Origin of the sequence: Streptomyces geranii, from assembly GCF_002954775.1 — a bacterium.
GTDB lineage: Bacteria > Actinomycetota > Actinomycetes > Streptomycetales > Streptomycetaceae > Streptomyces > Streptomyces geranii.
Map to the genome: position 1 here is coordinate 191373 of NZ_PJME01000012.1, position 26240 is coordinate 217612.

General features: G+C 67.8%; 26 protein-coding genes and 2 pseudogenes. 16 read left to right on the forward strand and 12 right to left on the reverse strand.

Annotated features, from left to right (window positions below; all coding sequences use genetic code 11):
* Positions 1–15 precede the first annotated feature (15 nt).
* From CW359_RS18995 to CW359_RS19005, 3 genes are all read left to right on the forward strand, one after another.
* Complete coding sequence (locus CW359_RS18995) at positions 16–408, forward strand: nuclear transport factor 2 family protein (protein ID WP_105971139.1); 393 nt, start codon at positions 16–18, stop codon at positions 406–408.
* A gap of 25 nt (positions 409–433) precedes the next feature.
* Positions 434–1129: a type 1 glutamine amidotransferase domain-containing protein gene (locus CW359_RS19000; protein WP_105971140.1), complete on the forward strand. Its 696-nt coding sequence runs from the start codon at positions 434–436 to the stop codon at positions 1127–1129.
* A 180-nt stretch (positions 1130–1309) separates the two neighbouring features.
* Positions 1310–2233: a helix-turn-helix domain-containing protein gene (locus tag CW359_RS19005; protein WP_105971141.1), complete on the forward strand. Its 924-nt coding sequence runs from the start codon at positions 1310–1312 to the stop codon at positions 2231–2233.
* Between the two features lie 522 nt (positions 2234–2755).
* Here the strand turns inward: CW359_RS19005 and CW359_RS19010 are convergent.
* The 4 genes from CW359_RS19010 to CW359_RS19025 form a co-directional block, all read right to left on the reverse strand.
* The gene (locus CW359_RS19010; protein ID WP_105971142.1) at positions 2756–3718 is read right to left on the reverse strand and encodes an SDR family NAD(P)-dependent oxidoreductase; all 963 of its coding nucleotides are present in this window, start codon (positions 3716–3718) and stop codon (positions 2756–2758) included.
* A gap of 88 nt (positions 3719–3806) precedes the next feature.
* Positions 3807–5045: an MFS transporter gene (locus CW359_RS19015; RefSeq protein WP_198655279.1), complete on the reverse strand. Its 1239-nt coding sequence runs from the start codon at positions 5043–5045 to the stop codon at positions 3807–3809.
* A 90-nt stretch (positions 5046–5135) separates the two neighbouring features.
* Positions 5136–6023: a hypothetical protein gene (locus CW359_RS19020; RefSeq protein ID WP_105971144.1), complete on the reverse strand. Its 888-nt coding sequence runs from the start codon at positions 6021–6023 to the stop codon at positions 5136–5138.
* Complete coding sequence (locus CW359_RS19025) at positions 6002–6736, reverse strand: MFS transporter (RefSeq protein ID WP_105971145.1); 735 nt, start codon at positions 6734–6736, stop codon at positions 6002–6004. The genes CW359_RS19020 and CW359_RS19025 overlap by 22 nt, the downstream gene beginning before the upstream one ends.
* A 382-nt stretch (positions 6737–7118) precedes the next feature.
* Here CW359_RS19025 and CW359_RS19030 point away from each other — a divergent pair, with 382 nt between their 5' ends.
* From CW359_RS19030 to CW359_RS47600, 4 genes and pseudogenes are all read left to right on the forward strand, one after another.
* Positions 7119–9128 carry an MDR family MFS transporter gene (locus CW359_RS19030; protein WP_105971146.1) on the forward strand — a complete coding sequence of 670 codons (2010 nt, stop codon included), beginning with the start codon at positions 7119–7121 and terminating at the stop codon, positions 9126–9128.
* A gap of 551 nt (positions 9129–9679) precedes the next feature.
* Positions 9680–10679: pseudogene (locus CW359_RS47370) on the forward strand (NF041680 family putative transposase); the annotation flags it as partial.
* Positions 10668–10997 (forward strand): annotated as a pseudogene (locus CW359_RS47595) (DUF6192 family protein); the annotation flags it as partial. The pseudogenes CW359_RS47370 and CW359_RS47595, both read left to right, overlap by 12 nt.
* A gap of 1 nt (position 10998) precedes the next feature.
* On the forward strand, positions 10999–11505 hold the full coding sequence (locus CW359_RS47600; RefSeq protein WP_232838459.1) for a transposase: 507 nt from the start codon (positions 10999–11001) through the stop codon (positions 11503–11505).
* On the opposite strand, the gene CW359_RS19045 is transcribed toward CW359_RS47600, so the two are convergent.
* Positions 11474–11857 carry a hypothetical protein gene (locus CW359_RS19045; RefSeq protein ID WP_232838460.1) on the reverse strand — a complete coding sequence of 128 codons (384 nt, stop codon included), beginning with the start codon at positions 11855–11857 and terminating at the stop codon, positions 11474–11476. The genes CW359_RS47600 and CW359_RS19045 overlap by 32 nt on opposite strands.
* 221 nt (positions 11858–12078) lie before the next feature.
* On the opposite strand from CW359_RS19045, the gene CW359_RS46565 reads away from it, so the two are divergent.
* Entirely contained in the window at positions 12079–13080 is a 1002-nt protein-coding gene (locus CW359_RS46565; protein WP_232838461.1) for a MarR family winged helix-turn-helix transcriptional regulator, read from the forward strand.
* A gap of 3 nt (positions 13081–13083) precedes the next feature.
* Here the strand turns inward: CW359_RS46565 and CW359_RS19055 are convergent, their stop codons facing one another.
* From CW359_RS19055 to CW359_RS19070, 4 genes are all read right to left on the reverse strand, one after another.
* Positions 13084–13740, reverse strand: a complete 657-nt coding sequence (locus tag CW359_RS19055; RefSeq protein WP_105971147.1) for an XdhC family protein — start codon at positions 13738–13740, stop codon at positions 13084–13086.
* A gap of 144 nt (positions 13741–13884) precedes the next feature.
* A complete protein-coding gene (locus tag CW359_RS19060; protein WP_157968586.1) occupies positions 13885–14298 on the reverse strand; it encodes a PNPOx family protein in 414 nt (137 codons plus the stop codon).
* A 141-nt stretch (positions 14299–14439) separates the two neighbouring features.
* A complete protein-coding gene (locus CW359_RS19065; RefSeq protein ID WP_105971149.1) occupies positions 14440–15234 on the reverse strand; it encodes an SDR family NAD(P)-dependent oxidoreductase in 795 nt (264 codons plus the stop codon).
* A gap of 60 nt (positions 15235–15294) precedes the next feature.
* A complete protein-coding gene (locus CW359_RS19070; protein ID WP_105971179.1) occupies positions 15295–16119 on the reverse strand; it encodes an alpha/beta fold hydrolase in 825 nt (274 codons plus the stop codon).
* 160 nt (positions 16120–16279) lie between these two features.
* Between CW359_RS19070 and CW359_RS19075 the strand changes: the two genes are divergently transcribed.
* The 3 genes from CW359_RS19075 (at position 16280) to CW359_RS19085 (ending at position 18993) form a co-directional block, all read left to right on the forward strand.
* Complete coding sequence (locus CW359_RS19075) at positions 16280–16864, forward strand: TetR/AcrR family transcriptional regulator (RefSeq protein WP_105971150.1); 585 nt, start codon at positions 16280–16282, stop codon at positions 16862–16864.
* A gap of 155 nt (positions 16865–17019) precedes the next feature.
* The gene (locus CW359_RS19080) at positions 17020–17931 is read left to right on the forward strand and encodes an alpha/beta hydrolase (protein ID WP_105971151.1); all 912 of its coding nucleotides are present in this window, start codon (positions 17020–17022) and stop codon (positions 17929–17931) included.
* 192 nt (positions 17932–18123) lie between these two features.
* Entirely contained in the window at positions 18124–18993 is an 870-nt protein-coding gene (locus CW359_RS19085; RefSeq protein ID WP_105971152.1) for a helix-turn-helix domain-containing protein, read from the forward strand.
* Between the two features lie 315 nt (positions 18994–19308).
* Here the strand turns inward: CW359_RS19085 and CW359_RS19090 are convergent, their stop codons facing one another.
* Positions 19309–19665: an aldehyde dehydrogenase family protein gene (locus CW359_RS19090; RefSeq protein WP_232838462.1), complete on the reverse strand. Its 357-nt coding sequence runs from the start codon at positions 19663–19665 to the stop codon at positions 19309–19311.
* A 95-nt stretch (positions 19666–19760) separates the two neighbouring features.
* On the opposite strand from CW359_RS19090, the gene CW359_RS19095 reads away from it, so the two are divergent.
* Positions 19761–20057 carry a barstar family protein gene (locus CW359_RS19095; protein WP_105971153.1) on the forward strand — a complete coding sequence of 99 codons (297 nt, stop codon included), beginning with the start codon at positions 19761–19763 and terminating at the stop codon, positions 20055–20057.
* Positions 20058–20078: 21 nt separating this feature from the next.
* Here the strand turns inward: CW359_RS19095 and CW359_RS19100 are convergent.
* Both CW359_RS19100 and CW359_RS19110 read right to left on the reverse strand, forming a co-directional pair.
* A protein-coding gene (locus tag CW359_RS19100) for an IS5 family transposase (RefSeq protein ID WP_408647495.1) occupies positions 20079–20908 on the reverse strand; the annotation gives its coding sequence in 2 pieces (ribosomal slippage) (positions 20079–20582 and positions 20585–20908; 828 coding nt in all).
* 518 nt (positions 20909–21426) lie between these two features.
* Complete coding sequence (locus CW359_RS19110) at positions 21427–23313, reverse strand: serine/threonine-protein kinase (RefSeq protein ID WP_105971154.1); 1887 nt, start codon at positions 23311–23313, stop codon at positions 21427–21429.
* A 449-nt stretch (positions 23314–23762) separates the two neighbouring features.
* Between CW359_RS19110 and CW359_RS19115 the strand changes: the two genes are divergently transcribed.
* From CW359_RS19115 to CW359_RS19130, 4 genes are all read left to right on the forward strand, one after another.
* Positions 23763–24218 (forward strand): MarR family winged helix-turn-helix transcriptional regulator, encoded by a 456-nt coding sequence (locus tag CW359_RS19115; RefSeq protein WP_105971155.1) that lies wholly within the window; start codon positions 23763–23765, stop codon positions 24216–24218.
* A 71-nt stretch (positions 24219–24289) separates the two neighbouring features.
* Positions 24290–24745, forward strand: a complete 456-nt coding sequence (locus tag CW359_RS19120) for a MarR family winged helix-turn-helix transcriptional regulator (protein WP_105971156.1) — start codon at positions 24290–24292, stop codon at positions 24743–24745.
* Positions 24746–25316: 571 nt separating this feature from the next.
* A complete protein-coding gene (locus CW359_RS19125) occupies positions 25317–25709 on the forward strand; it encodes a nuclear transport factor 2 family protein (RefSeq protein WP_105971157.1) in 393 nt (130 codons plus the stop codon).
* Positions 25710–25734: 25 nt separating this feature from the next.
* Positions 25735–26240: type 1 glutamine amidotransferase domain-containing protein (locus CW359_RS19130; protein WP_105971158.1), on the forward strand; the 506-nt coding region annotated here is incomplete at its 3' end.

Consider the following 26240-nt stretch of genomic DNA (forward strand, 5'->3'; position numbering starts at 1 on the left):
CTTCAAGGAGCAACCATGTCCGACTCCCCGAACCTCGCCCTCATCCGCCGTCTGTACGAATCCGGAATGGCTCCGGAGGTCACCAGTGAGGTCATGGCCCCGGACCTCGTCTGGGACATCACCCCGGGCTTCCCGAACAGTGGCGTCTACCACGGCTGGGACAGCGTGGCGAAGGACTTCTTCGGCAAGACCATGCCGAACTACGAGTCCTTCGGCGCCGTGCCCGAGGAGTTCCACGCCGACGACGAAGGTCACGTCTTCGTCTACGGGCACTACCACGCCGAGACCAAGACCGGGAACAAGGCCGACGTCCGGTTCATCCACCTGTGGACCGTCCGCGACGGCAAGGCCGTCAGCATGCGCCAGGCAGCCGACAGCCACATCCTCCAGCAAGCCCTCCAGGGCTGACACCGTCACCAGGAGACCGAGAACCATGACGAAGATCCTCTTCGTGATCACCGCCGCCGACCACTGGACACTGGCCGACGGCACCCGCCACCCCGCCGGCTTCTGGGCCGAGGAAGCCATCGGCCCCTACCAGGTCTTCAAGCAGGCCGGATACGAGATCGCCGCAGCGACACCCGGCGGCGTACCGCCCACCGCCGACGCCCTCAGCCTCACCCCCGACTTCAACGGCGGCGAAGAAGGCGCCCAACGCATGCGGACCGCACTGCACGAAGCAACCGAACTGGCACAGCCCCTGCGCATCGAAGACGTCGACATCAACGACTACGCAGCCGTGTTCTACCCCGGCGGCTGGGGCCCCATGGAAGACCTCCCCGACAACGCCGCCTCCGGCAAACTCCTCACCGAATGGCTCGCCTCCGGCAAACCCGTCTCCCTCGTCTGCCACGGACCCGCCGCACTCCTCGCCACCATCGGCCCCGACGGAACCTCCCCCTACACCGGCTACCGCCTGACCGGCCTCTCCAACGCCGAGGAGAAGCAGAACGGCCTCGCCGACCGCGCAAAATGGCTCCTCCAGGACCGCCTCGTCAACGAACTCGGCGCCCACTACCAGGAGACCGAGCCCTTCACCCCGCACATCGAAGTCGACCGCACGCTTTACACCGGCCAGAACCCGGGCTCGGCGGTCCCGTTGGCCCAGGAAGTGCTCAAGGCACTCTGAGTCGACGACCGTCCTGTGTTGTGCCTCGGCGGCCCGGTAGGCGACTCCGGGCCGCCGAGTCCTTGTATGCCTGCTGCCTTGCAGATCAGAACCGAGGCGCATTTCATCTGTATGTAAAGCCCAGCATGGGCACGACTCTCTCGCCGCTACAGCGCCGGGCTTTTGTGTGAGGCTGAAGTCATGAACCGCAATCCTCATCTGAACGAGCTGGGTGAGTTCCTCAAGGCCCGCCGCGGCGAACTCAGCCCCACCGAGGTGGGTCTGCGTGGTGGGCAGCGGCGGCGTGTGAGCGGTCTGCGTCGCGAGGAGGTGGCACTTCTCGCAGCGATCAGCACCGAGTACTACACCCGGATCGAGCAGGGACGTCTGCAGGCATCGGTCCCTCTGCTGGAAGAGATCGCTCAGGTGCTTCGTCTGAACGACGACCAGCGCACTTATCTCCTGGATCTGGCAGTCAAACAGACCGCGCGTTCATCCATGTCGGATGATCGCCAGCAGGTGGACACACAGCTGCAGCGCATGCTCGACGACCTCACCACCTCCCCCGCCTTCGTCATCGGCCGACGCACCGACATCCTCGGCTGGAACCAACTGGCCGCCGCCCTCTGGACCGACTTCGGCACCTACCCCGAACCCGAACGGGTATTTCTCCGGCTCCTGATCACCGAGCCCTGGATGCGCGAACTGTACGCCGACTGGGAAGAAGTCACCCGCCTGGCAATCGCCCAGCTACGCATGGAAAGCGCCCGCTACCCCGGTGAACCACGCCTTGCCGCACTCGTCCACGAACTCTCCGCCCGGGACACACAATTCCGCCAATGGTGGACCGCACACGACGTCGCCATCCGAGGCAAGGGCATCAAGAAACTCCGCCACCCGATCGTCGGCGAACTCACACTCGACTGGAACACCCTCACCTGCGGCACGGACCCCGACCAGCACATCATCGTATGGAACGCCGAACCCGGCACTCCATCCCACGACGCACTACAACTCCTCTCCTCCTGGACCACAAACCAAGAATCGACGACGTCCGACACCGCCGCCTCGGAGAGGCCCGACACCTCAACGACCGCACACCGAGCGGCACGGGGCTTCGAATGAAGGCTGTGGGGCTTCGCCGAGGCCGAGGCCTGTCCGGGCAGGTACACGTCCCGGCTCACGCCATGACCGTCAACGTCGGCACGGGAACGGAAACGGATCCGAGCCGTCGGTGACCGTGCTCGCCGACGGCTCCCGCGCGCGCGTACGCCGAGCACGTGGTGGTCCTGGCGTAGGCGGTGATCCGCGTTCCCGATGGACGGCCTGACCGTCCGTCCGGACCTGGGCGCACTGGACCCGGAGCCCGACCGGACCGGCAGGCCGACCAGGCAGTCCGGGTCATCAAGACATGCGGACTGCGGCGTCGCGAACCGACCGTCGTGTTCACCTACGCCCAGGAACGCGCCAAGATCAACCGTCTCCGGCAGCAGGTGGAGGAGGGTCGCATGACCCTCCGGGTCGCCAGGTCGTCTCCGGTGGAGCAGGCGGGCGATGCGATATGTGCACCGTATCCTCGTCGCCGCCTCACGGCTGTGGCCGGACGTTGGACGACGTCCGGCCACAGCCGCGTGCGACAGGCGCGCGTTACTCGGCGAACGCGTTCACGCCCGTCAGCTTCGCCGACAGTTCCCACAGGCGCGCGGCCTGCTCTGGGTCGATCGCCCAGTCCTTCACACCGCGCATCTCACCGTCGGCGGGGGCGGGCTCGGCTACGTCGCAGTCCTCAAGGTAGAGGCCGCCCAGATCGGCCAGCTGGGGTGAGGTCGCCGCCCAGACCTGCGTGGCCGCGCCCTGCTGCGGGGTCTTGAAGAACTCGGGGTTCCGCAGGTTGCCGTCCTCGTCGAACCAACCGAACTCCCTCTTCTCCTCCTCGGCCACGTGCCGCAGGAGCGGAGTGATGATGACGCCGGGGTGGAGGGCGAAGGCCCGGACGCCGGAGTTCTTGGCGAGCCTGTCCAGATGCACGGCGAAGAGCACGTTCGCGGTCTTCGCCTGACCGTACGCCTGCCACTTGTCGTAGCCGTGCTCCCATTGGACGTCGTTCCAGCGGATGCCCGACATCTGGTGGCCGCCTGACGAGACGGAGACGACCCGTGCGCCGCCGGGTTCGAGCGCCGGCCACAGGCGGTTGACGAGGGCGAAGTGGCCCAGGTGGTTGATCGCGAACTGGGCCACCCAGCCGGGCCCGACCCGTGTTTCGGGGCATGCCATGATTCCGGCACTGTCGATGACGAGGTCGATGCTCCGGCCGGAGGCGAGGAACCTCTCGGCGAAGCCGCGCACGCTCTCCAGATCACCGAGGTCCAGCTCGTCCACCTCGATATTGGGCACCCCGTCCAGCGCCTTTCGCGCGTCGGCCACCCGACGCGCGGGAACGACGACGTGGGCGCCGGCCCGGGTGAGTGCACGGGTGGTCTCCAGGCCGATGCCCGAGTAGCCGCCGGTGACGATCGCGAGCCTCCCGCTCAGGTCGACGCCCTGGAGGACGTCGTCGGCGGTGCTCGTCGCGTCGTAACCGGAGCCGATCTTGTGCTGAGCAGTGGTCATGCCGAAACACTCCAAACTTGAGCAACGGAAAGGAGAATCCTGCGGTTCGATGCCTGTCGCCCACGACTGCCGGTGCCGGGGCACGCCTTCAGTGGCTTCGCTCCGTGAGGAGCGGTCCGCGGCGGCCGAGGGCCCACACGAGGAGTGCGACGCAGGCGAGACCGGCGCCGGTCAGGGAGACGGTCCTCCAGCCGCCGGCGGACCACAGGATCGAGGCGGCGGCGGAACCGGCCGCACCGCCGACGAAGTTGCAGGTGACGAAGGCCGTGTTGAGGCGGCTTCGCGCCTGCGGCGCGACCGCGAACAGCCGTGTCTGGTTGAGGATGCTGACGCCCTGTACAGCGATGTCGAGCAGCACGATGGCCACGATGATCCCCGCCACGGAACGGCCGGCGAAGGCCGCCACGACGAAGGAGACCACAATCGCTGCCCAGCCGAATCCGGTGGCCGGCATGGACCGGCCACGGTCGTGGAGCCGCCCCGCGCGCTGAGCGGCCAGCGCACCGGCCAGGCCGATGAGGCCGAACAAGCCGATGACGGAAACCGAGTAGGAGAACGGCTCGGCGCTGAGCAGGAAGGTCAGGGCGGTCCAGAACATGGTGAAGACGCCGAAGGCGGTGGCGCCGAGGAACAGGGTCCAGCGCACCGCCCGCTCCTGCCGGATCACCTGCCAGACCGAGAGCAGCAACTGCGGGTAGGACAGGCGGGCCTTCGGCGCGAGCGGCGGGATCGTGCGGTGAAGGAGCAGCGCGAAGGCTACGGAGACCGCGGCGGCAACGACGTAGATGGCACGCCATCCGGCGGCATCCGCGAGGAGTCCGCTGATGGTGCGGGAGGTGAGGATGCCGATGAGCAGCCCGGAGACCACCGTCCCCACCACCCGGCCGCGGTTGGTGTCGTCGGCGAGGTCACCTGCGAGCGGGGTGAGTAGCTGACCGCTCACCGTGGTCAGACCGAGGAGGGTGACCGCGACCAGGAGCACGCCGATGGACGGCGCGAGCGCGCAGGCGATGAGGGCGAGGGCCGCGCAGAGCATCATCCCGGGGATGAACCGCCGCCGGTCGAGGACGTCGCCGAGGGGCACCAGCAGCAGTGCTCCGGCCGCGTAGCCGATCTGTGTGGCTGTCACGAGCCAGCCCGCGAGGGTACTGGAGGCGTTCAGGTCGCGGCCGATGAAGTCGAGGAGGGGTTGTGCCCAGTAGAGGTTGGCGACCGCGGTGCCTCCGGCGATGGCGAAGAGCAGGGTCAGGCCGCGGCTCATTCTGGTCCCGTCCGCTGCGGCGGGGGTACTCGGGGTGGGCGGTGTGGGGGTGTCGGGGGTAGTCATGTGTGGGTGTCCAGGTGAGTGCGGGTCGACGGCGTCTTCAGGGTGAGGCGGATTTCCTCCACGGGGAGGCGGAGGCGTTCATGGTGCTCGTCAGGCCTGTTCGAGAGGCAGCCAGCGGTCGTCGGTGGCCAGTCGGTCGGCTTCCGCCGGGCCCCAGCCGCCGACGTCGTAGCGGTGGGGCGTGCCGGGCGGGTCGAGGACGGGGCCGACGACGCGCCAGAGTTCCTCGACCATGTCCATGGTGGTGAAGCGGCGGGGGTCACCGGTGATCGCCTCGGCCAGGACGTGGGTGTAGGCGACGGAGTTGCTTCCGGTGAGGTGGGCGAATTCGACCGTCGCGGTGCCCTGGTCGACCTCGGTTGCCTCTCCTTCGTGCTGGGCGAGCAGTTCGAAGGAGACGCCCGCGCGAGGGCTGATGCGGAGCCGCAGCAGGTTCGCGGGGGCCTGCTGCGCTCCAGCGGCGTGGTGGTAGCCCCCGACGGGTCGGTACAGTTCGACGACGATCTCGATGGCGGTGGCGGCCATGGCCTTGCCCGCCCGGATCGTGAAGGGGACTCCGGCCCAGCGATCGAGGTTGCCCCAGGTGCGCAGGGCGCAGTAGGCCTCGGTGGTCAAGCCCGCCTTGACGCCCTGGACGTCGAGGTAGCCGTCGTACTGGCCGCGTACGTAGTCCTCGGGTCGGATGGTACGGATGGTACGGATGGTACGGACGGCGCGGAGGGCCCGGACGCTTTCGTCGAGGACGTCGGCTGCCGAGCCGGTGCGGGGTGCGGCCATGACGAAGTAGGCGAGCATCTGCAGCAGATGGTTCTGGGCCACGTCGCGCAGGCAGCCGGTCGCGTCGTAGAAGCCGCCGCGGTCGGCCACGTCGAAGTCCTCGGCCATGGTGATCTGGACGCTGCGTACGAAGCGTCGGTCCAGGACGGCGTTGATCGCGGTGTTGGCGAAACGGTAGGTCACCGGCTGGCGAAGGCCCACGCGTAGCCGGGGTAGCGGCGCGGGTTCACGTAGAAGCCGGAGAAGGACTCGCGCGGGCCGAACGGCGGGAGGGCGGCCTTGTCGGCGGGCGCGTCGGGGACGACGGCCACCAGCAGCGCCGCGCCGGCGACCCCGATCAGGCCGGGGACGAGCAGCATCAGGACCGGACTGAAGTCCAGCAGACTGACCAGCAGGGTCATGGCGACCATCCCGATGGGCATGGCCGGGCCCATCAGACCGCTGGCCCGGCCCCGCACCCCTGGCTCGATCCACTCGGTCAGCACGGCCTGCGCCGCCATCAGCGTGCCCGACCAGCCGGCCTGCGCCAGCACCCACCCCACAACCAGCAGCCACACCTCACCGCCGAGACCGATACAGGCGAAGCCGGTGAGCCCGACGACCGGCCCGACCACCAGCCAGGTCCGGCGTTTCCCGAAGCGGAGGGTGGTGCGGTCGGACAGCGCACCCAGGAACGGGGAGGCGATGGCCGCGGCGAAGGCGCCGACGGACAGCACCGTGCTCAGGGTGGAGACGCGCAGACCCTCACCGACCACGTCACGCACGCGCAGCGCCATACTCACCGTGGGCGGAGACATCACCGCGATGTAGGAGCCGTAGTACGCGGCGACCAGCGCGACGGGCAACACCAGGCCGGCCCGTGCCGTGGCCGCCGCACCGGTGGCACTGCTCGGCGGGGGTATGGCTCTGCTCATCCGTGACTCGCTTCCTTCGGTCCGGGAGCCGATCGGCGTGGGCGTTCGCCATCGTCTTCTCGCGTCGCTTCCGCGTATCCATGTCAGCGGCTTTGCGTTCGACAGTAAATTTTCCTATTCCGGTGCGAGAGTAAAGAGACCGTTTCCCTCCCCCGGCAGGAGTTGTCCAGGGGATGGATTCCTCCCCCCATGAAGTGATGGGCGCTTTGCCCTGCCGCAACTATCGTCATCGGCGCGACCCGCCCGGACGAGCGGAATCGGCAGACGGAATTCCTGTGAACAGTGCCGGATCTGGTTGTCGCACGGAATTTTCCCGGTGCGAATACTCGACGTCCTACCGCATCCGACCAGGTCACGAAGAACTCGGCTTCAGGAGGCGGCAATGGCCCAGGACGTGGGCGACCAGATGGTGGACCCGCAGTCGGCGGGGCACCGGCACAGAGTGCGCGTGTCCATCGGCGCGCTGCTGCTCGGCATGCTGATCTCGGCACTCGACCAGACGATCGTCTCCACCGCGCTGCCGACGATCGTCAGCGACCTCGGCGGAATGAGCCATCTGTCCTGGGTCGTCACCGCCTACCTGCTCGCCTCGACCGCGGCGACTCCACTGTGGGGCAAACTGGGCGACCAGTACGGGCGCAAGAGGCTCTTCCAGGCCGCGATCGTGATCTTCCTGATCGGATCGGCGCTGTGCGGCCTGGCTCAGGACATGTCCCAGCTGATCGCTTTCCGGGCACTCCAGGGCCTCGGCGGCGGCGGTCTGATGGTCCTGTCGATGGCGATCGTGGGCGACATCGTGCCGCCCCGGGACCGAGGCCGCTACCAGGGCTTGTTCGGTGCCGTGTTCGGCGCCACCAGCGTCCTCGGCCCGCTCCTCGGCGGACTGTTCGTGGACCAGTTGAGCTGGCGCTGGGTCTTCTACATCAACCTGCCCGTCGGTGCCGTCGCCCTCCTCGTGATCGCCGCCGCTCTGCGCATCCCGGTCCGGGCCGAGAAGCATCGCATCGACTATCTCGGCACGCTCCTGATCGCGGCCGTCGCCACCTGCCTGATTCTGGTGACCTCGCTCGGCGGCCGGACCTGGGGATGGACATCGGCCCCGCTGACCGGGACCGCCGTCCTGGGTGCCGTACTGCTCGTGTGGTTCCTGTCCGTCGAGCGCGGGGCCGCCGAGCCGGTGCTTCCGCTGAAGCTGTTCCGGATCCGTACGTTCGCACTCTCCTCGGCGATCAGCTTCGTGATCGGCTTCGCGATGTTCGGTGCGATGACCTACCTGCCGACGTTCCTTCAGGTCGTGCGAGGTGTGTCACCCACCATGTCGGGTGTGCACATGCTGCCGATGGTGGCTGGGCTGCTGCTGACGTCCACGGTGTCGGGCCAGGCCGTCTCACGTACCGGGCGCTGGAAGATCTTCCCGGTGCTCGGCACCGCCGTCACCACCGTGGGGCTGCTGCTCCTGCACCGGCTCACGGAGTCCTCAGGCGACCTCGAGATGAGCCTGTACTTCTTCGTCTTCGGCTTCGGGCTGGGACTGGTCATGCAGGTGCTCGTCCTGATCGTGCAGAACGCGGTGTCGTACGAGGATCTGGGCGTCGCCACCTCGGGGGTCACGTTCTTCCGGTCGATCGGTTCCGCGTTCGGCGTCGCCGTCTTCGGCACGGTCTTCACCAGCCGGCTCGACAACAAGCTGAACGACGTCCTCCAGGGCCCGGCGCAGTCGCAGTCGGCCGCAGCGCTCGAGGCCGATCCTCGCGCCCTGGCCCAGCTCCCGCCCGAGCTGCGCCCCTCCGCATTGCACGCGTACGCCACGTCGATCACCGACGTGTTCCTCTACGCGGCCCCGATCGTCGTGCTCGCCTTCGCGCTGACCTGGCTCCTCAAGGAGGACAGGCTGCGCGGCTCGGTCACCGCGCCCGACATGGCCCAGACCCTCAGCGTCCACACCGTGCACCGTTCCTCACGCGAGGAAGCACAGCGGGCGCTGTCCGTACTGGGGTCAAGGGAGGGACGGCGCGGCATCTACGAGAAGATCACCGCCACAGCCGGATACGACCTGCTGCCCGCCGCCGGCTGGCTGCTGCTGCGGGCTCTGCATCCGGAAACATCACTCTCGCCGACGCGTCTCGCCGAGTACAGCCAGGTTCCGCTGCCAGTGATCCAGGCCGCCCTGCTGCAGATCGAAGAACGTCATCTGGCCATTCGAGAAGATGCGGAGCTGCTCCTCACCGACTCCGGACGGGAGGCTGCGGCAAGGTTGTCGGCGGCCCGCGACGACGTCTTCGCCGAAGTACTGGGCGACTGGTGGGGGCCGGACCGATCGACGGACCTGATCGAACTGGTCGAGGAACTGACGTCACAGCTGCCGGGCGCGAAGGTGGGCAGGACGGGCTGATCTGTGCGGGTCTGCCGGGCAGGCGATTCTGCCGTCGAGGTCGGCCAGGAAACGCACTCACGGCGATCGCCGTCCGGCCCGTGTGACGGGGACGGGTACGTCGGCCGATGGACGGCGACTCGGCCCGACCCGCTCCCACCGCGCGCAACGAAGCGCGCTGCCACCGTCGGTAGATGACCGTGGTGTTCCCGGACGACTTCGAGCCGTTGAAAGGCGACGGCGAAAATGATCACCCAGGCATCGGCCGTGGGTATTCTGCCGACCCCCTCACCACGTTCGTGGGCAGGCGCCACGACACGCCGAGGTCCGCCGCTGGCTCGGGACGGCCCGCCACCTCAGCTTGTCATTTATGGTCCGGGGTTGAACGCGGTTCGAACTTGATCGGCATTTTCGCAGTTCAGCGGAAGTGAAGGTGGCCTTCGCCTGATCCTGTGCTCCGTCACAGAGGCAGGAACAGCGCGAAGGCCGTGGTCGTGAGTTTGGTGCATCAGGGCGTCCTGCGGGATGCGTTCGCGGAAGTGCCACGCTTCCGGTCGGAGTTGTACGCCTGTATGACCGCGCGGGGCGACGCACTGTTGTGCACGGACGGGCCGGTTCGGACGCTGGCTGACCGTACTCGGTCGTGGCCGTGCTGGAGACCGGCCGCCCGTCATGGACGGCTGTGCTGGACGCTGTCCGCCTGGAGCCGTGCGCCGACGTCGGCGCGGTGACCGCGATGCAGATCCGCGAGGTCGTCGAGCGGCTTGTCACCGCCTGTCAGTGGCAGCCGGGTGACCCGCATCGCCCATCTGCTGGCGGGGCTGCCCGTCGAGAACCTCGACCGGCTCCGCTCCGACCGCGTGATGCGACGACCCTCACCCTCGAGCGAAGAGTTCTTCCTGGCCAACCCCAAGGGCGGGCGGCTGCCCAAGCACGGAGGCGAGTTTGTTTTTGGGCGACCCCAGCATCTGGGGCACCGAGCAGGCCGTGACGATCACGGACACCCGGCTCCCTGGGAAGGCAACCGCTCAGGCGGGGGACCGGCTGCACCCACTGCTCACCCGGCGAGCGGCCTGGCTCGACCACGACGGACCGCTGCCCATCATCAAGGGCACCGTCGTCCGCCTGCTCGTGGAGAAGCTCCCCAGCGGTGAGGTGAACAAGCCGGTCTGGCTGTGGTGGTCAGGCACCGGCACCACCGAGGCGGATGTCGACCGCTGTTGGCAGTCCTTCCTCCGCCGCTTCGATATCAAGCACACGTTTCGCCTGTTCAAGCAGACCCTCGGCTGGACCCGGCCCCGGCCCCGGCTTCGAAGCTCGGAAGCGGCCGACCGGTGGACCTGGCTGGTGATCGCCGCCTATGCCCAGCTCCGGCTGGCCCGCCCACTGGCCACCGACCTCCGCAGGCCGTGGGAGAAGCCAGTCGAGCCGAACAGACTCACACCAGCCCGAGTCCGCAGAGGGTTCAGAAACCTGCACGCGAGGACCGGTTCCCCAGCCGGTGCACCGAAACCATCCCGCCCCGGACCGGGTCGGCCACCCGGTTCGAAGAACCGCCACCCGGCGGTCCGCACCATCGACCGGTCGGTGGAGTCCCTGGACCTGGTCACCGCCTGCCACGCGTTCGTCGCGGCCTCCAGCCGGGTCGTTCCGGGCCCGCGCGACCGCCAGCTCGGCAACGACGAACGCACGATCGTGCACGGGAACGTCGCCCGCGTGAGGGCGACACTGGACTGGATCGAGACAGCCGTCGACACCGGCTGCAAGTGGCGGGCCCTGGCCCCAGGACTTCCCGCCCTGGCGGACCTGTTACGGATTCATGGCCCGCTGGGCAGCCCGCGTCGTTGTCGGCCAGATCCGTGGCCGGCTCCGCAAGCCCATCCGCCGTGAAATGGGACGGGCGCCCGGCGCGGTCGCCACCGTCATCGACTCCCAGTCCGTGAAGGCCGCGGAGACCGTCGGCCGCGACTCACGCGGCTACGACGGCGCGAAGAAGACCAACGGCCGCAAGCGGCACCTGGTCGTGGACACCAAAGGGCTGTCGCTGTTCGTCCTGGTCACCCCAGCCGACATGACCGACCGCGAGGCGGCGAAAAAGGCGCTGTTCCGGCTGCGGCTGATACACCCGGAGATCACGATCGTCTGGGCGGACTCCGGCTATGCCAAACAGCTGGTGACCTGGGCGAAGAAGCACCTGAACCTGACGCTCAGACCGTCAGCCGACGAGGCGCATCACCCGCAGACAGTTCCGCCGCACCAGCCAGTCGGCATCCCGCGAGAACGACGGAGACTGACGGTCGCCCGGACCACCGCCAACCCGTTCCAGCCTCATCGCGATTCGTCCTCGCACTCTCCCAGAGGCCTGCTCAGGAGCCGTCCCATATCCCCAGACGCTTGAGCCTGCGTTGCCGGAGCCGCTCTGACGCTGCCGTGAGGCCGAAGATCAGCCCCAGGATCAGCCCGAAGAGCACACCGACCAGGAGGTTCTCGGTTTCCTCCTCAGCAGATGACAGCAACAAGAAGAAGAGAGTGAAGGAGAGACTGACAGGGGCTGCCACATACAGCCCGGCCTTGACCGGATGTCGGGCTACCCACTTCTGAAACCGAGTCGGACGCTGCTGCCCACCCAGGGCCCGATCCACAGCCCAGAACGCATCACCCACTGTCCGCCACCAGTTCGCCACGGCAGAAGGATAGGGCAGCTGATCGGCTGCCCCTTGGCCAAGGCCTGTGGTCGAGTCGCGGCTCATCGGTCAATCTGCCCAGACACTGACGTCATATCTCGTGAACATCCACGAGCACCAAGATCGCTGCATGCTGTCCGCACTGGCAGACAACGCTGCTACGTGAAGTGAACGAAGCCAACCGGGTTGAAAACAGGCACTCACACTGACCGGAGCGGGTGGGATGGGCAAGACGCGGCTCGCACTGCAGCCGGCCACGGACGCGGCGGAGCTCTTCCCCGACGACCGTGGCCGGTGGATCTGACCCCGGTACGGGGGCCGCGACCGCTCTGGGCCTGCCCGACCTGGGCACGCGCCCCGTCCTGGAAGAACTCGCGGGATATCTGGCCGGACGGCGGGTGCTCATGGTGCTGGACAACAGCGAACTCCTCGCCGGTGCCTGCACCGACCTGGTGACGGTGCTGCTCTCCCTGGCGCCCGGGCTGCGCGTTCTGGCGACCAGCCGCCACACCCTGGGTATCACGGGCGAGCATGTCCTCACCGTGCCCTCCCTGACCGAGCAGGACACGGCCGAGCTGTTCCTGGACCGGGCCACCGCCCTCCGATCCGACTTCGAAGTCGGCGAACACCGGGCCGCGGTTACCCGGCTGTGCGCGGACCTGGACAGGCTGCCGCTGGCGATCGAACCGGCCGCGTCCCGGCTACGCACCCTCACCGTCGAGCAGGTCGTTGACCGGCTGGAGAACCGCTTCGCACTGCTCACCACCAACGGTGCGGCACCTCGACGTTCGTGGGGATCAGGGGGAGTCACCCGGTTGTCGTATTCTCGCGGCGTGGAACAAGAGGACGAGCAGCCGATCTCCGCCGATGCACTTGACCGGGTGACCTGGGCTCTGCGGCGGGCGGAGTGGGGAATCCAGGCCCGAAAGGATCAGCGGCTTCGGCCACTGGGGGTCGCGGCTGCGCAGTACAGCATGCTGATTTCCGTCCATACCGATCCCGGCCTGACCGGAGCGGAGTTGGCCCGCTTTCTGAACATCACTCCTCAGGCGGTGGCCTCACAGGTGGCCCGGCTGGAGGAGCGGGGACAGCTGGAACGCCGCCCGCACCCGCGTCACCGGCATGTGCAGGAGCTGCATCTCACCGACGCGGGCCGTGAGACCCTGCGTGCTGCCGATGCCGTGATCGTGGAGATCGAACGGCAGATCACGGTGAGGCTCGGGTCCCGGAAGGCAGCGCAACTCAGGGTGCTCCTCGACGAGGTGGCCGACGCCGTCAGGGAACCCTGACCCTCACACCCCGGCCATTCGCGGATCGACGGTCGAGAGGGCCCCGGGCGGTACGAGGACGTGGACGAGAACCGAGAGGTTCCGCGTACGGACGCAGACTCCCGATCCCCCTGCGCCGCTGGCCTCGATCCTGGCTGTGCTGCCTGCCTTCAGGACTTCACGCGCGTGCGCCACGATCGCCCTGTCGTCGTCGGCTGTCCCCAGCGTGCCGACATGGGCACCCTCGTCAGGGATGTGAAGGATGCGTCCGACGAGTTCACCAGGGCCGTCCACGATCTGCGCCAACGCCAGGGAACGCCCTTCGGCATGGGAGGCGAGGGCAGAGGCCAGGGGTGCCTGGGTGTGGGGCGCCACGTACTGAACCAGGATGTCGATCTCCCCGCCGCAGATCAGCCCCTGCGGGGAGGGGTGCGGGTCGGAGCAGCCGAAGGCGACCCGTGCGGGGGCGGCGCGATCCGCCAGCACCTGACCGCACAGACTGTGCACCGCACTCCCGACGCATGCGCCGAAGACATTCCCTTCGGCACTGCCGTCGCCACTCACGGCCACCGCGGTGCCGGGCCGCAGGCGTGCGCTGCCGCGGTCCTCGACGACGGTGGCAAGGGCGAACGGCCGGCCTTTCCGGCACCAGTCGTACAGGGTGTCCGCGATGTTGAGCATGGCATGATCTCCGGGAGGTGGGGGGGCAGGCCCGTACGGCCTCTTGATCGCGTCGACTCAGGTGCAGCCGACGGAAGTGAACGCGCAAGCACCCACCCCGGCAACGGAGTTCACCGACAGGCGCTTCGTCGGCCGGGATTCGCTTCAGCCGGTGGCGGACGTCGGGAACGTGGGCAGATCGAGCCCCCAGGACGTCACGAAGTCCGGGATCACCTCGATCCAGTTCGGGCCGAATCCCGGCCACAACGTCTCACCGCCTTCGGCGTGCAAGACGGCGAGACCCTTGATGAGGATCCCGCGCGGCTGCCATGCCTCCTCGTCCGGGACGTCGTCGACCACGTACGCCGCCTGCGGGTTGCCCCGCAGATGACGTGTGTACAGCCGCTCCTTCTCCCGTCCTTCAACCAGCCGTCCGCCGAGGCGGATCACCTCACGCTCTGGATCGAAGCGGTATCGGACGGGGACCACATGCGGCTTACCGGACGTGCCCGTCGTGGCGAGTCGCCCCAGCCGGTGTTGCCCCAGGTAGGCGGCTTCCCGCTCGCTGAAACTGACCATGTCACCCTCCATTCGATCGACTGGTGCCACCGTGTGACGAACCCCGGCCGCCCGGGGCCGACTTCCGCCCGGACCTGACAGGCTCCTCGCCGGACACCTTGGCCGGCCACCGGACGGGCGGCCGTGGTGTCCGGCGTCCGCTCACCGGGACAGCGGCTGACGGTAGCGGGCGGCAAGCTCCGCACGGCGACCGCCGACCAGCACCGCGCTTTCCGCGGCCAGCAACGCGTCGAACGCCGCAGACTGCTCCTCAAGGCCCGGCACACAGATCGTCTCGCCCAGCCGAAGCCCGACGAGGCTGGCCTGCGCTACGTCCTCGGCCGACATCGCGATGGGATGGGCGGGCCCGGAGCCCTGGTCGAACTCGGTGTCCACAGGGCCCGGCAGGACAACTTGGGTACGGACCTTCGTGGCCGCCAGTTCATGGCCGAGCGTGCGGGTGAAGGCCACGGTGGCGGCCTTGGCCGCGGCATACAGGGTCCGGCGCGGCAGCCGCGGGTCGGCCTGTCCTGCGCTCAGAGCCAGCATCGAGGCAACGGTGACGATGGTGCCGTCGTCCGCGGCGAGCATCCCCGGAAGCGCGGCCCGGATGAGCTGGACATGCGCTTCGGCGTTGAGGGTCAGCAGAGTGTCGATCTGACTCTGGGTCACGTCGATGAGCGGCGCGTATCCGCCCGCTCCCGCGTTGCTGATCAGCAGGCGGACGTCACCGGCCCCCAATCGGTCGGTCACCGTGGCGATCCCGTCCCGGTCCGCGAGATCGGCGGGAAGGATCTCCACCGCGGCACCGGCCTTGCGGAGTTCCTCCGCCAGCTCCTGCAGCCGGTCGGCACGCCGGGCCACCAGGACGAAGTCCGCGTCGGGGGCGAGCAGTCGGGCGTATGCGGCGCCGATACCGGAGGAGGCGCCGGTGATGAGAGCAAGGGTCCTAGTCATGGCCTCACACTACTCAAGATAGTTGGTTAGAATCAAACACTTGATGGCAATGAATCTGCCTTATTCTTCTCCGGCGGTGGAAAACTCCGACGGGACACGGCGCCTCCCGAGGAAGTCCGTGGCGAGCCGCAGCCACTCGTCCGCCCGCTCCAGCATCGGCAGATGACCAGTGGCCATCTCCGCGAGCTCGGCGCCGGGGATGGCCTCGGCGAGCTGACGGTGCAGGGCGACGGAGGTGAGCCGGTCGTCAGTGGTCGAGATGACGAGGGTGGGAACCTCGATGGCGGCGAGGTCACCCCGGACATCCAGCCGGCCTACGAGCTCGACCTGCTCGGGGCTGCCCTGGGCAGCCGCGGCTGCGGTGTAGCCGAGGGTCTGCCCCAGCTGCCCGGTCGGCATCGACTCGAGCCCCTGGGTGCCGAGAGCGACCATGAGCAGGAACTCCGCGAGCAGTTCACCGTCCCCGGATGCGGCGAGCTTGCCCCACACCGACGACGCCAGAGCGAGCCGGTTGTCCCGGTACGCGAAAGCGGCGGTCAGCACGAGCGCGGTCACCCGCCCGGGATAGCGGGCGGCGGTCCGGATGGCGACCGCGCCGCCGAGGGAGAAGCCGGACACGGCGAACCGGTCGAGACCCTCCTCGTCGGCGGCGGCGACAAGCTGGTCGGCGAGATCGTCCAGCGACAGCGGACCGGTCGAACGCGGGGTCTCACCGCTGCCCGGATAGTCGACACCGACGACGGTGTGGCCGGCGGCGAGTCCCTCCAGGACGGGCCCGTAGGTGCCCGCCAGGCTGCTGCCGGCCCCGTGCGCGAGGAGCAGGCCAGGGCCCGAGCCGAGGCGAGTGCGCGCGAACAGGGGTTCGGACAGGGTGCGAGGTGACATGGTCATCCCTCTTTCGGATACGCGGCGATCAAGGAGAGCGGCCAGGACGACTAAATCATCCACGCCGTGTGATTACCTTCCCTGTCTATCACACACCACGGATGATTCATCGCATGATCTGGATCACACGATGCGTATGATTTGCCGGTAGGGTGGCGGCATGAAGCAGCCTCTCCACCGTCGTCGGCCTACCGCGGACAACCCCCGAGTGCAGCGCACCCGCAATCGCGTTCTGGCCGTCGCGCGCGAACTGCTGCCCCAGGTCGGACCCGAAGGTCTGACCTACGCCCTGCTGGCCGGGCGAGCGGACGTCACACGCCAGACCCTCTACCGGCACTGGCCCACGCGGGCCGCCCTGCTCTTCGACCTCGTCATCGAAGGACCCGATCTCGGCGACTACCCCCAGCCCGGCAGCGACGTGGGTACGGTCGCCACCGAATGGCTCAAGAGCCTGCGCGCGGGCGTCAGCGTGCCGGCCGTACGCACCGCAGCACTGGCAGTCGCCGCTCAGGCGGACCACGACCCGGACAGCGCCCAGGCGATGGCCCGGATCGGCGAGGACCGCCACGCCGACTTCAACAAGCTGCTGGAGCCTTCGGGCCTACGGGTCGACGAGGACGAGTTCACCCTGCTGTACGGCCCCGTTCTCGCCCGGATCTTCCTCGACCGCGGAGAGGTCACCGACGCCTTCCTGGCTTCTGTCGTGACCCACTGGCTCGTGACTGTGGGGCGAGCCGACGGATAACACGCATCCTTTTCAGAGGGATCATTCACCCCTGGATTCCGACATCCAGGGGATAGATTCCTACCCCCCACAGCGTGTAGACGTGGTCATTGCGTCGGCAGATCATGACAGACGGCACTCCATAGCGATCCGAAGCCGGGAAAGAGGCTGGCGTCATGGTCGAAATCGTTTCGTTCAGGAACAAAGAAGTAGAACTCGCAGGACACCTTCACCTGCCGGACGACTTCAACGAAAGCAAGAAGTATCCGGCACTCGTGGGAATTCATCCGGCCGGAGGGGTGAAGGAACAGACCATCGGCCACTACGCCGAGCGGCTCGCCGAACAGGGATTCGTCACCGTCGTCTACGACTCCTCCTACCAGGGAGCCAGCGGAGGCGAGCCCCGCCTTCTCGAAGACCCGACCATCCGGGTGGAGGACGCCCGCTGCGCGGCCGACTTCCTCACCACCCTCCCCTTCGTCGACCCCGCGCGAATGGGCGTCTTCGGCATCTGCGCCGGAGGTGGCTACGCGCTCAGCGTGGCCCAGACCGAACGGCGCTTCAAGGCGGTGGCGACCGTGAGCGCGGCTCCGATGGGCGAAGGTTCGAGGGCCTTTCTCGGCCATCCGACACCGGTGGCGGAGCAGATCAAGTCTCTGGAAATGGTCGCCGCCCAGCGCACTGCGGAAGCGAACGGAGCGGAGCACGCGTACGCCCCGTTCGTTCCGGAGACGCTGGAGGAGATCAACGAGAACACACCGGATCTCCTCCGGGAAGGGTACGACTACTACCGGACGCCCAGAGGGCAGCACCCCAATTCAAAGGGCCGTTTCCTGCTGACCAGCATGGACCGGATGTTCGCGTTCTCGGCATTCGACCAGATTCCACAGCTGCTGACCCAGCCGATGCTCCTCATCGCAGGCAGCAAGGCGGACACCAAGGTGTTCAGCGACCAGGCCTACGAGCTTTCCCAGGGGCCGAAGGAGCTGTTCGTCGTGGACGGGGCGACCCACATCGCCATGTACGACGTGCCTGGGTACGTGGACCAGGCGGTCAACAAGATGACGGAGTTCTTCGCCGTCCTCTAAAAAGATTTCTGCGGCTGTCCGGGGCGGCGGACAGATCGCCAACAGCAGCGCGCGGCCGGTCGGGCCGGTCGGCGGGTTGGCCGCTCTTCGACGAGTCCTGGCTCAGCCTCTGCGGCCAGGTTACCGACGGTCTGTGAGGAAGCCTTCTTGCGGCGACTCACCTTGCCGGGCACTTGTGCCAAGCTGTAGATCATGCAGCCCAACCCGCAGCTGCACGAGCTGGGTGATTTCCTCAAGGCCCGCCGTGCCGAACTCAGCCCCTCCGAGGTCGGACTCCAAGAGGGACAACGACGGCGGGTGCCCGGCCTGCGCCGAGAGGAGGTGGCTCTCCTTGCGGCCGTCAGCCCGGAGTACTACACGCGCATCGAGCAAGGCCGCCTCCAGGCCTCCGCATCGCTCCTCAATGAAATCGCCCAGGTCCTGCGCCTCAACCACGACCAGCACACCTACCTCTTCGAACTCGCCGCGAAGCAGACCGCTCCTCCGCCCAGGTCGGACGAGCGTCAGCAGCTGGATCCGCAACTCCGCCTCATGCTCGACGACCTTGCCCTCGCCCCTGCTGTCGTCATCGGCAGACGCACCGACATTCTGGGCTGGAACCAGCTCGCCGCCGCCCTGTGGACCGACTTCGCCCGCTACCCCGAGCAGGAACGCGTGTTCATCCGGCTGCTGTTCACCGAACCCTGGATGCGGGAGCGGTACGTGCACTGGGAGGAGATCGCCCGGATGACCATCGGGCAGGTACGCATGGAGAGCGCGCGTTTCCCGGGGGACCTCGTCCTGAACGCTCTGGTCGAGGAACTCTCCGCGGGCAGCACCCAGTTCCAGCAGTGGTGGACTCAACGGGACGTCGAAACACGAGGGAAGGGCGTCAAGGAGCTGCGTCACCCCGCGGTCGGGGAACTCACCCTCGACTGGAACACCCTCACCTGTACGACCGACCCCGAACAGCACATGCTGGTGTGGACCGCCGAACCGGGCACCCCGGCCCACGACGGACTGCGTCTGCTGGCCTCCTGGGCCGAGGACCGCAAGCGGCCCCAGTCCGGCACCGTCGCGTGAGTCGGCGCTGATTCCGGCGCTCTCCCCAGTTGCTTCGAGCCGATCCTGCGAACCGTCGTCAGCGACGGCAGTCGGTCCAGCAGTACCAGCCCCTTGCCGGCAACCTGGCAACCGCGCAGGACCGGTCAAGGTCTGTGACCAGCGATCGTGTGCGTCGTCGTCCCGTCGGTCCCGCATGCCCTGTCTTCGAGGTGCTTACGCCGCCTTGAACACAGGGCTGTTCACCTGCCCTGTCCGGTCACCTAGAGCGTCGGCGCCCAGCACGGCATCTCGCCCCTCCCGGAGCGCAGGCGGATGTTCTTCATGTAGCCGTACTCATGCAGGGTCTCCGCCGCGCTCCCCCTCCCATAGCCGCTCGCACCGACGCCGCCGAACGGTGTCCGGTGAATTCCGGTTGTAGTCGTTCACGAAGACGAAGACGAAGCCGGTCCGCAGGCCACGGCTGCCCATCAGCGCTCGCGCGGAGTTCTTGGTGAACACCGCCGCTACCAGGCCGAATTCGGTGTCGTTGGCGATCCTGATCGCCTGGTCCTCGTCGTGGAAGGGGATGATCGAGATGGCCGGGCCGAAGATCTCCTCCTGCGCGATGCGCATGTCCGGGTGCACGTCGGCGAACAGCGTTGGCGCTGCATAGAAGGCGCCCGCAAGCTCCGGGTCGTTGTCGGCGTACACGTGAACGTGCCCAGCACTGGGCCTTCCGCTGATCCGCCTAGATTCTGTCTCTTTGACCGGTCAGTGACTGTGGTGAGGCTGGTTAGGCTGCTGTGATGACGGACAGCGAGCTGATTGTTGACCTGCGCGGTCGGCTGATCGAGACACTCAACGACTTCTGGGACGCGGTGAGCGAGCCGTGCGGCCTGCCGGCGTGGTTCGGCCGGAACCTGGACGCGTGGTCGGACACGATCGAGACCCGGGGCATCTCTGAGGTGATCGACAGCCACGACCTTCTGACCGTGCACGTCGACCAGCGGGGTCTCTTCAATGGGGACCGGCGGGAGGCCAACGTCCTGGCCGGCATCTTTGACGGAGATCGGAACCGGCTCGTCGTCCACGCGCTGGCCTGACGAATCCTTCGGACGCCTTGCTCAGCGCCGGGTCCAGATGAAGATGGCAGCAAGGTGGAGTGCGGCCTGGTACGCGATGGCGAGCTTGTCCGTCCGCATTGCGAGGCCGCGCCACTGCTTGATTCGGGCGATGCACCGCTCGACGGTATTGCGCTCCTTGTATGTCTCGGCGTCGAAGCCGGGCGGGCGACCTCCGGCGCGGCCTCGCCGCAGACGGTGGCCGATCTGGTCGGCGGGCTGCGGGATGACGGCGCGGATGCCGCGTCGACGGAGGTCGCCACGAATCGCGCGGGAAGAGTAGGCGCGATCCGCAAGCACGGCCGCAGGGCGGGTTCTTGGCCTGCCGAGTCCGCTCCGCGGGATCCGGATTCCGGTCATGACGACCTCGAAGGCCGGGGCATCACCGGCCTGGCCCGCGGTGACGTAGAGGGACAGAGGTCGTGCCCGGCTGTCACTGGCCAGGTGGACCTTCGTGCTCAAGCCACCGCGGGATCGTCCGAGTGCGTGGTCCTCGGGCTCGTACCGGCCGGGCGCCCCCTTTTCCTGGCTCCGGCCGAGTGCTGGTGAGCCCGGCAGACGGTGGAGTCCACCGAGACGGTCCAGCCCACGTCGTCATCGGCGTCCGCCGCTGCAAGGACCGCCGCGAGGACCCGTTCCCATGTCCCGTCCATTGCCCACCTGATCAGGCGTTTGTGGGCGGTCTGAAAGGGCCCGAGCTCTTCTGGCAGGTCACGCCAGGGTGAGCAGGTGCGGTACTTCCACGCGATGGCTTCCAGGGTCCGACGGTGGTTGGCCCATCGTCGTCCACGGGGCGGATCGGCAGGCATCAGCGGCTCGATCCGGTCCCACATCGCATCGGTGATCACTAATCGGACTGACACATCCGATCAACTGATCAACCCATCAAAGGGACACGCTCTAGGAGGCAGTCCCGCTTTGGCACGCCAGTGGTCGGCGTCGTGAGGATGGGCCAGCCGGTCAGGCGTTCAGCGCCGACACGGAATGCATCGGACAACGAAGTCTCCTCGCCGACCGCGAGCCGGCCCGGGTCGGTCCACACCACCTGAGGCAGGAGCTCCAGCTTGTCGCCTCCCCCGGTGTGCTCGATGACATCCAGCCCAAGAACGATCGGCGTCCCCGGCCACATCCGCAGGCGTCAGGAGAGGGAAGATCGCGGTCAACGGGACGTCGCTGAAGGCACCTCGCATCATGAGGTGATCATCCCTGTCTCTGAGAGCCCTCCCGCAAAGAAAGCCGACAGCTTGATGGCTGACCGGCTGGGCACGTGGGCGTAGTTCCTTTCAGGGGACAGCTCTACCTGCATGAACTGCCGCCCTTCGGGCCTTCACCGGCCGGGCCTCTCTGCTCCTCAGCCCACCCGCTTCAGATGCAGCGTCTCGGAGTCCGGAACGGTGCCGGTGTCCTCGCGGTAGGGAGAGACGGCGAGTCCGTCGCCGCCGCGTGACAGCCGCGCGCGGTGGAGACCGGCGGTGCGGCAGGATTTGTCTGACACCTTGCGGTCCACGTAGAGAGGGCCGTAGAGGAGATCGCGATTCTCTTCGATGGAGAACACGCTCGCGGACCAGACACAGCGGGCACCGGAGCGCGTGTCCAGGACCACGATGCTCGCCGGATCGCTGCCGTCCGGCACGATGGTCAGATGCAGGCCCTGTGCGTTGTCCCAGGTGCCGAGGTACGCCGGGGGCACCGGCGCCAGCGCCTCGAAGTCATCGGTCAGCGTGACTTCGACTTCGTGCAGCGCGAAGTCCTCGAAATAGTGGGGCCTCAACCACTTCCAGACCACAGTGCCGTCGTCCCGGGCGGACAACGTCTGCTGATCGCCGAAGGCACAGTCCTCTGGCGAATGGGTTTTGGGTAGGACGTCGTTCACCTTCGTCTTTCCCAGGACGACCGTGTTGCCGTCGCGGGACAGTACTTGGCTCTCTCCCCAGCATGTCAGCTGTTCTTGGGAGACTACGAAGTGAACGGAACGTCCTTCCAGGGGGCTGCCGCGCGAGATCAGCTGGCCCTCCCAGGACCAGGGGCCGATCATCCAACTCCCACGCCAAGTGCCCCGCAGTGGATCCGTGCCGTCAGCGGACCTGCCGAGGCCCAGCAGCGACGGTACGGCCAGCAGCGCGCCCACGACCGCGAGTGCCGCCGCCGAGAATGCGTAGGGCAGCCACGGTCGTCGTCTCGGCTCCGGCGCCGACCGGATACTCGGCGGGGTGATCCCGGCCTCCGGCACGTCCAGGAGGTCTCGCCGGTGGCCTTCATGGCCGGCGGTGTCGAAAACCCGTAAATCCGGGAACGTCATGGCGTGAGCCGGCACCGACACCGGGGCGAGGGGCTCGGACTCGGCGAGGTTGGCTTCGGCGTCGAGGAGGCGGGCGGCGTCGCGGCCGAGGCGGATGAGGAGTTCAGCGGGGAGCCAGGCGCGGGCCACGGCGTGTCGGGTGAGGTCGAGCAACTCCCTTACTGATGGGCGCTGTTCGGGTTTCTTGGCCAGGCAGCGCCTCACTGGGTCGACGAGTTCGTCCGGTACGCCGGTGAGGTCGGGTTCCTCGTGGGCGATGTGGTACATCACGTTGATCGGCTCGGAACCCTGGAATGCCAGCCGTCCGGTCGCTGCGTACGTGAGGACGGAACCGAGCGAGAAGAGGTCGCTCGCTCTGGTCACCGTCTCGCCGCGCACCTGCTCGGGGGACATGAACGCCGGAGTGCCGAGCACGGTCCCGGGCTCGGTGAGGCTGCCGCCGAGGCTCGCCGTGTAGCCGCGGGCGAGGCCGAAGTCGATGACACGGGGGCCGTCGACGGTCAGCAGGATGTTCGCCGGCTTGAGGTCCCGGTGGACCAGGCCCTCCTCATGGATCGCCTGCAGCGCGAGTGCCAGACGGTGTGCGAGGACGTGCACGGAGGCAGCCGGCAGCGGACCGAAGTCCCCGTCCACCACCTTGTCGAGCGGCGGCCCGGGGACGTAGCCGGTGGCCACCCATGGGTTCTTGGCCTCGGTGTCGGCGTCCAGCACGGGCGCGGTCCACTCGCCGCCGACCTTCCGCGCGGCGGCCACCTCGCGGGCGAAGCGCCGCCGGAACGACGGGTGCAGCGCGAAGTCGGCATGTACGAGCTTCACCGCGACCGTACGGCCGCCTTTCGAACGGGCCAGGTAGACCCTCCCCATCCCGCCCGCGCCCAGTCGGGCGATGAGGCGAAACGGGCCGATGTGCGAGGGGTCCTCGGGGACCAGTGGCTGCATGGCCCCGGATCTTCGCACAGTGGTACGGGAGTTGGGTCGCCTTCATCGATTCAGGCGGAGCCCGGCACCAACGCCCCGGCCTCGGTGAAGGTCTGCCCGGGAGGGCCTCGGTATGTGCGCCGAGGAACAGCCGGAGCGGGCCGTCGTCTCAACACCACGGTCCGCCCCTTCTATGAGCCTTGGGGCTGTCGCTCCATTCAGGGGACGGGATGAGGTGGGCATGTGCCGACTGGCTGGGCTGAGTGCCGCGGAGATCATTTCGAAATCGCCAGGTCACGCTCGGGGCTGCACCGAAATCGGCGGCCCTGAGGGCACAGGCCACGGCGATGCCCTGCCGGGTAGCCGATTCGATCACCTGGCCGCGCCGTAACCCGCAGTTCCTGGCCGATCGTAAAGCACTTGCAGTGAGTTAAATACTTGACCTTGATGAAGCGGCGTAATCTTCTCGGATGACACTAAACGACGAGGCGCCCGTCGGACTCAACGCGCTGGACCGGGTGACCTGGGCGTTGCGCCGCGCGGAACTCGGGGTGCAGGCACTCAAGGAACAACGGCTGCGCCCGTTGGGTCTGGCGGCCTCGCACTACACACTCCTGATCTCGGTGCACTCCGAGCCGGGGCTCGCCGGCGCCGAACTGGCCCGTCGGCTGAACGTGACCCCTCAGGCCGTCGCCTCTCTGGTGAGTCGCCTGGAAGGCCGCGGCCAGCTCGAACGACGTGAGCATCCCCGCCACCGGCACGTACAGGAACTGCACCTCACCGATGCCGGACGGGAAGTACTGCGCGCAGCCGACCATGTGATCGCCGACATCGAGCGCCTGATCATCGACGACCTCGGTTCGGACGACACCACACGCCTGAAGGCCCTGCTCGCCCAGGTCACCAAGGCGGTTCGCGACACCTGAGCCCGAAGCGCTCAAGTAGTTAATCTGCATCAGATGTTTGATTCTTATCCAGGTACCGTACGCTCATCGGAATGGATGAAGACGACGAACAGCCGGTCTTCGGGAGACCGCCAGACCGGGTGACCTGGGCGTTGCGGCGGGCGGAGTGGGCGATGCAGGCACGCAAGGACCAGGAACTGCGCCCACTGGGCATCGCGGCCTCGCAGCACTGCCTGCTGATCTGCGTACACACGGCCCCCGGCCTCACCGGAGCCGAACTGGCCCGCCGTCTCAGCATCACCCCGCAGGCAGTGGCCTCTCAGGTCGCGCGCCTGGAAGAACGGGGTCAGTTGGAACGCCGTCCACACCCGCGCCACCGGCATGTGAGGGAGCTTCATCTCACGGAAGCCGGGCGGGCGGCTCTGCGCGACACCGATGCCGGGATCATGCGGATCGAGCACCAGATCGCCGAGAAGCTGGGACCCGCGAAAACCGCACAGCTGAGGACCCTCCTCGACGAAGTGGTCGCCGCGGTCCAGGGCTTCTGACGAATCTCCCTCGACCTCACCACTGCCCGGCGCCTCCACGGATCGGGTCCCCCGCCGCCGAATCAGCAGGGCATCGGGGCTGAGCCCGGCAACGATGCGGCGCGGCAGGGACCGTACGCATTCCCGCTCCGCGATGGTGAGAACCATGTGCGTCTCAGCATCGAGGCCCTCTCGGCCCTGAGAACCGGCGATCCGCCGTTGCCCCAGATCGGCGGCCGACTGTCCACCCCAGACGAGGTTCGTACGCCGCCCAGAACCCCGCAGGCGCCTCAGGACCCTTCCGCAATGGCCGAAAGGGAGAGCCGCTCACCCGGATACGGGTAGGGAGGGGACATTTCCTTACCCCTCACAGCATGCCCGCGACGTGCGAGGCTCGATCACACATCGGGAAAGGCATCCGAGGAGCACAGCCGAACGCCACATTCCGGCCACTCCCGCTGCTGTTGGCGCCGACCGCGGCCGTCCCGCCGACTCGGACGCACTCCCCTCGCCGGACACCGTGCCGCCAGCGGTGCCCGGCGGCAGGTTGCTGCCCTAACCCGATCCACCCACCCCCCTCAAGGAGCGCGTCATGTCCGACTCCCCCCATCTCGCACTGATCCGCCGCCTCTACGAATCCCGGATGGCTCCCGAAGTGAGCGTGGAGGTCATGGCCCCGGACTTCATCTGGGACATCACCCCGGGCTTCCCGAACAGTGGCGTCTACCACGGCTGGGACAGCGTGGCGAAGGACTTCTTCGGCAAACCGATGCCGAACATCGAGTCCTTCGGCGCCGTGCCCGAGGAGTTCCACGCCGACGACGAAGGTCACGTCTTCGTCTACGGGCACTACCACGCCGAGACCAAGACCGGGAACAAGGCCGACGTCCGGTTCATCCACCTGTGGACCGTCCGCGACGGCAAGGCCGTCAGCATGCGCCAGGCAGCCGACAGCCACATCCTCCAGCAAGCCCTCCAGGGCTGACACCGTCACCAGGAGACCGAGAACCATGACGAAGATCCTCTTCGTGATCACCGCCGCCGACCACTGGACACTGGCCGACGGCACCCGCCACCCCGCCGGCTTCTGGGCCGAGGAAGCCATCGGCCCCTACCAGGTCTTCAAGCAGGCCGGATACGAGATCGCCGCAGCGACACCCGGCGGCGTACCGCCCACCGCCGACGCCCTCAGCCTCACCCCCGACTTCAACGGCGGCGAAGAAGGCGCCCAACGCATGCGGACCGCACTGCACGAAGCAACCGAACTGGCACAGCCCCTGCGCATCGAAGACGTCGACATCAACGACTACGCAGCCGTGTTCTACCCCGGCGGCTGGGGCCCCATGGAAGACCTCCCCGACAACGCCGCCTCCGGCAAACTCCTCACCGAATGGCTCGCCTCCGGCAAACCCGTCTCCCTCGTCTGCCACGGACCCGCCGCACTCCTCGCCACCATCGGCCCCGACGGAACCTCCCCCTACACCGGCTACCGCCTGACCGGCCTCTCCAACGCCGA

Coding starts and splice junctions, on each gene's coding strand:
- CW359_RS19120 (WP_105971156.1), top strand. CDS start 24,290: ATGGATGAAGACGACGAACAGCCGGTCTTCGGGAGACCGCCAGACCGG.
- CW359_RS19010 (WP_105971142.1), bottom strand. CDS start 3,718: ATGACCACTGCTCAGCACAAGATCGGCTCCGGTTACGACGCGACGAGC.
- CW359_RS19070 (WP_105971179.1), bottom strand. CDS start 16,119: ATGTCACCTCGCACCCTGTCCGAACCCCTGTTCGCGCGCACTCGCCTC.
- CW359_RS19115 (WP_105971155.1), top strand. CDS start 23,763: ATGACACTAAACGACGAGGCGCCCGTCGGACTCAACGCGCTGGACCGG.
- CW359_RS19000 (WP_105971140.1), top strand. CDS start 434: ATGACGAAGATCCTCTTCGTGATCACCGCCGCCGACCACTGGACACTG.
- CW359_RS19015 (WP_198655279.1), bottom strand. CDS start 5,045: ATGACTACCCCCGACACCCCCACACCGCCCACCCCGAGTACCCCCGCC.
- CW359_RS19125 (WP_105971157.1), top strand. CDS start 25,317: ATGTCCGACTCCCCCCATCTCGCACTGATCCGCCGCCTCTACGAATCC.
- CW359_RS19075 (WP_105971150.1), top strand. CDS start 16,280: ATGAAGCAGCCTCTCCACCGTCGTCGGCCTACCGCGGACAACCCCCGA.
- CW359_RS47600 (WP_232838459.1), top strand. CDS start 10,999: ATGGGACGGGCGCCCGGCGCGGTCGCCACCGTCATCGACTCCCAGTCC.
- CW359_RS18995 (WP_105971139.1), top strand. CDS start 16: ATGTCCGACTCCCCGAACCTCGCCCTCATCCGCCGTCTGTACGAATCC.
- CW359_RS19045 (WP_232838460.1), bottom strand. CDS start 11,857: ATGAGCCGCGACTCGACCACAGGCCTTGGCCAAGGGGCAGCCGATCAG.
- CW359_RS19095 (WP_105971153.1), top strand. CDS start 19,761: ATGACGGACAGCGAGCTGATTGTTGACCTGCGCGGTCGGCTGATCGAG.
- CW359_RS19110 (WP_105971154.1), bottom strand. CDS start 23,313: ATGCAGCCACTGGTCCCCGAGGACCCCTCGCACATCGGCCCGTTTCGC.
- CW359_RS19080 (WP_105971151.1), top strand. CDS start 17,020: ATGGTCGAAATCGTTTCGTTCAGGAACAAAGAAGTAGAACTCGCAGGA.
- CW359_RS19005 (WP_105971141.1), top strand. CDS start 1,310: ATGAACCGCAATCCTCATCTGAACGAGCTGGGTGAGTTCCTCAAGGCC.
- CW359_RS19055 (WP_105971147.1), bottom strand. CDS start 13,740: ATGCTCAACATCGCGGACACCCTGTACGACTGGTGCCGGAAAGGCCGG.
- CW359_RS19085 (WP_105971152.1), top strand. CDS start 18,124: ATGCAGCCCAACCCGCAGCTGCACGAGCTGGGTGATTTCCTCAAGGCC.
- CW359_RS19065 (WP_105971149.1), bottom strand. CDS start 15,234: ATGACTAGGACCCTTGCTCTCATCACCGGCGCCTCCTCCGGTATCGGC.
- CW359_RS19060 (WP_157968586.1), bottom strand. CDS start 14,298: ATGGTCAGTTTCAGCGAGCGGGAAGCCGCCTACCTGGGGCAACACCGG.
- CW359_RS19025 (WP_105971145.1), bottom strand. CDS start 6,736: ATGAGCAGAGCCATACCCCCGCCGAGCAGTGCCACCGGTGCGGCGGCC.
- CW359_RS19030 (WP_105971146.1), top strand. CDS start 7,119: ATGGCCCAGGACGTGGGCGACCAGATGGTGGACCCGCAGTCGGCGGGG.